This window comes from Microcystis sp. M53598_WE2 (genome assembly GCF_030067735.1).
Lineage (GTDB): Bacteria > Cyanobacteriota > Cyanobacteriia > Cyanobacteriales > Microcystaceae > Microcystis > Microcystis aeruginosa.
In genome coordinates, this window is sequence record NZ_JASJFE010000971.1 from 1 (window position 1) to 4377 (window position 4377).

A 4377-nucleotide genomic window follows, 5' to 3' on the forward strand; every position below is an offset into this window, starting at 1 on the left:
ACTTATGGAGAAAGAGGACTTCAATATATTTCAAACCCAACTATAAACTCATTTTTGATTTCTCCTCAACATAATTTCTATTCATCTTTGAGTTTTCTAGCTTATTATCATGACACAGAGCAAAATGATCAAAGAAAATTACTACAACAAGTAGATAACAATCAGCAGAAGATGGCAATATGGTCTAGTCATTGTCCAGCAAATTTTCAACATAAATATGATCTAGTTGAAGCAGAAAAAGCGAGAGTCTTAGGTCAAAACTGGAAAGCTCAAGAATTTTATGAAAAAGCCATTCAAGGAGCAAAGAAATATGAATTTATTCATGAAGAGGCTTTAGCTTATGAACGTGCCTCTGAATTTTATTTTACTTTAGGTAGAGAAGAAATCGGGAAATTATACCTCAGAAATGCCTATCATTGTTACATTCGTTGGGGTGCAAAGGCCAAAGTTAAACAATTAGAAGAAGAATACCCTCAATATTTATTAGGCATCAGCAATCAAAACAAATCTAAAGGACTGAGTACCACCATTTCAACCACTGGTAATGATGGAGCAGTTCTTGATTTAACCACTATTCTTAAAGCCTCGCAAGCGATTTCTGGAGAAATTAAACTAGAAAATCTTCTGCAAAACTTAATGAAAATTGTCATTGAAAATGCAGGAGCGCAGAAAGGTTGTCTGATTTTAGAACAGGAAGGAAATTGGGTCATTGAAGCTCAAGGAACAATTGATCAAGAAACGCTTAATATCTTACAGCCGATTCCCATAGAATCTATCGACTATGATCATTCAATTCCTATCTTACCCACCAGTATTATTTACTATGTCGCTCGGACAAAAGAAACTATCGTTTTAAATGATGCCACTTCATCAGGTCAATTTACCAATGATTATTATATTGTGGCTAAAAAAACTAAATCTATTCTTTGTACTCCTTTACTCAATCAAGGTCAATTAAAAGGAATTGTTTATTTAGAAAATAATTTAACAACAGGCGCATTTACCTCAGAAAGGGTTGAACTATTAAATATTCTAGCAGCTCAAGCCGCTATCTCTATTGATAACTCAAGACTCTATCAAACCTTAGAACAAAGAGTAGAAGAACGGACAAAAGAACTCACAAATACTTTAGAGGTACTGAAAGCAACCCAAGCAGAACTTATCTTTGAAAATGACCTGCTTAAAAGTGCTGAACAACCTCCCAAATTTGTCTATCAAGTGGGGGGCAGTTTACCGATGGATGCACCGAATTATGTGGTTCGACAAGCCGATCGCAATCTTTATAAAGCTCTCAAACAAGGTCTATTTTGCTATGTTTTAAATGCACGTCAAATGGGAAAATCTAGCTTAATGGTACGGATGATGAGCCAATTACAAAAGGAGGGAATTAGATGTGCAGTAATTGACTTAACTCGGCTAGGAACAGACAATATTACCCCCGAACAATGGTATAAAGGATTAGCCGTTGATCTGCTCCGCAGTTTTGGATTAATCAAAGAATTGAAAACTTTTAAAGCTTGGTGGAGTGAACAATTAGACCTGCCTCCTGTACAACGATTAGGACAATTTATAGAAAATTTTCTTCTAGTTAATGACGATTTTGATCAGCGGCAATCTAGACAATCGACTGTTATATTTATTGATGAAATTGATAGCATTTTGGGGTTAAAATTTGATGTCTCTGACTTTTTTGCTTTAATTCGTTCTTTTTATAACCAGAGAGCGATTCAACCTCAATTTCAAGAGCTAACTTTTGCCTTTTTTGGTGCTACCACACCTTCAGCTTTAATTACTGACCCCCAGAAAACACCTTTTAATATTGGTAACGCTATTGAATTAGCAAGTTTTAAGGAACACGAAGCCCAACCTTTATTATATGGGTTAACAGAAAAAGTCAGCAATCTTCAGACCATGCTCAAACAAGTCTTAAGCTGGACGGGAGGGCAACCTTTCTTAACTCAAAAACTCTGTCAACTGATGCGGGATAGCGAGCAACCAATCCCCTCTAATCAAGAAGAACAATGGTTGGCCAACTTAGTAGCAGAAAAAATTATTCAAGATTGGGAGATGCAGGATCAACCCGAACATTTAAAAACCATTCAAGATCGCCTTCTTCAAAGTCCAAACCGACCCCAGTTATTAACCTTGTATCGACAAATCCTCCATCAAGAACCAATACAGATTGATAACAATCCCTATTTACCTGAGTTATTTTTATCTGGATTAGTGGTAAAGCGTCACGGGAAAATGGACGTTCATAATCGGATTTATCAGACGATATTTAATAATGATTGGCTTGAGCGATCGCTGTCTTAATACCATGGTTCAAAAATTTATTTATACTGAACCAGTATATTGACTTATAAAGTACTTTTGATACAACTGACAACTGACAATTGCTTTATTTTCTCTGAGTTTAATTAAACCCATACTATTAAGTTTATAAGCAATAATTGGATCGACTATTATTGGTTGATTACCTTGACAAATCTGTTGAAAAACAGCGGCAAGTTCGGGTTGTTTTTGTAAAGTGACCCAGTGCAGCTGTAAATGAGAGGAATAAATTCCCGTTGATGTAGTTGCTGATTTGATTAAATCTGGCATCGTGATTTGCTCTTGGCTAAGATGATAAATCGCTAAATGAATCAAGGCAGGATGTCCCCCCACTAAGTCGATCAACTGTTGAATTTCGTTGGTTGCTAATTCATTTAATTGATATTTTTTTGCCAATTCTGCCACTTGTTCTTGACCAAAACCCTGTAACTCTATGGGTAATCCCACATTAAAAGGAGACTGTTCTAATCGCAGAGAAACATAAGATTCTGTGGATTGAACAATAATTAAACGTAATTTCTGCCACAGGGGAGATCGCTTAGATTCTTCATAACAAGCTCTGATTAAAGGTAAAAAATCTTCTGCTACTTTCGGATGTTCAAAGACTCGATGCACTTCGTCTAAAGCCAATACCAGTGGCTGTTTTATCTCTCGTAAAATATACTCTTCAAAATAAATTGTCCAACTCATTTTAATTCCTATATCTTCATCCCAATAATCATCTAATTTGGCTTCTAAATTCAACTGCCGAGCGCAATTACGGCAGATCCAGCGTAAGAACTTGTTAAAATTTGCTATGATGTCTTGGTCTGCTTTTTGTAAATCTAAACTAACAATTTGATAACCGAATTGCTGTTGACAAGCCTCTAAAATTGTTAATAATAAAGACGTTTTCCCCCATTTTTTGGGAGCTTTAATGCGTACTAACGCCCCAGATTGGCCGATTTCCTCGATAATTTTTGCTTCAAGTTTTGTTCGTTTTAGATAATAATAAGAATTATAGGGAACAGGAGCATCTGGGTATTCTGGACGCTCATTTTGGAGATATTCCTGACCGCAATACTGAAGCGATGTGGAGTTGGTAAAATGAGATTGTAGTCTAGATAAAAAATTTTTCTTATTGATCGTTTGTCCGATCAGTTGCGAGACTTTATCATAGAGTCCTGGGGCAACTACATTGGCAAGATAGCTGCTACTATAACCGTTTTCTTGGGCAATTTCTTGATAGTTCTTTTTCTGCCAAAGTCCTCGCAATAATAATTGTTCTGTGTCATTGAGACAGCGATTCTCAAGCTTGAGCAGTTGCCGATTAAGAATCTCTTGGATTTCCTCGAATTTCATTATTTTTGTCTAAGGTAAGAAGATTTGATGGAATAGATTATTTGATTTTTCAGTTCCGTTGCAGCCAGAAAACCTGAATCTTGACATAACAGCACCGATTCAAAATAGAATTGGTATATTTGACAAACAAGCTGACGAGAACCAGTAACCGACAAAATTGTGCGATGGCAACCCTGAGAGGGATTCCATTCCCCTCTTGCTAGGAAATTATAGCATTTCTTGTCAAGGTCAATTACACGGGAGCAATTATCTCTTGATCATTTCTATCAAAACCCCTGAGTCTTCAGCGTCTAACCCCTCGATAATCCTATTAACAATTAGTTCGGAAAAATCCTCACAGGAGTTGACTAGACAGGGTTTTAGCAATCAGATGTACTGCATTTCAACTGCCTATTGAGAATTTTAGTACAGTGGCTGCTCCCAATCTTCGCGACAACGGTGAACAGTTACTGTTCATCCTTCAATACACTTGCTCCCAGAGCTTTTAGGGTTTCTTGCAGCATTTCAGCGCGAGAGACATTACCCTGATCTTTCAATAATTGTAGGCCTTTTTGCCAAATCTCGATCGCCTCATTATAACTACCGAAAACTATATAAGCAACCCCCTAGATTTTGGTAAATAGTGGGATTATCCTGGTTTAACTTGAGAGCTTTTTTATAAGCTTTAATCGATTCTGGTAGCCGATGCAGTTGTTTGAGAAC

Annotated in this window: 2 protein-coding genes and 1 pseudogene; 1 reads left to right on the forward strand and 2 read right to left on the reverse strand. The window is 36.7% G+C overall.

The window, feature by feature from the left end:
• The coding region (locus PX636_RS19885; RefSeq protein WP_288118456.1) for an AAA-like domain-containing protein at positions 1 to 2316 on the forward strand (2316 nt) is incomplete at its 5' end.
• Between the two features lie 21 nt (positions 2317 to 2337).
• Here PX636_RS19885 and PX636_RS19890 read toward each other — a convergent pair.
• Together PX636_RS19890 and PX636_RS19895 are read right to left on the reverse strand one after the other, a co-directional pair.
• A complete protein-coding gene (locus PX636_RS19890) occupies positions 2338 to 3675 on the reverse strand; it encodes an AAA-like domain-containing protein (protein ID WP_288118458.1) in 1338 nt (445 codons plus the stop codon).
• Between the two features lie 446 nt (positions 3676 to 4121).
• Positions 4122 to 4377 (reverse strand): annotated as a pseudogene (locus tag PX636_RS19895) (tetratricopeptide repeat protein); the annotation flags it as partial.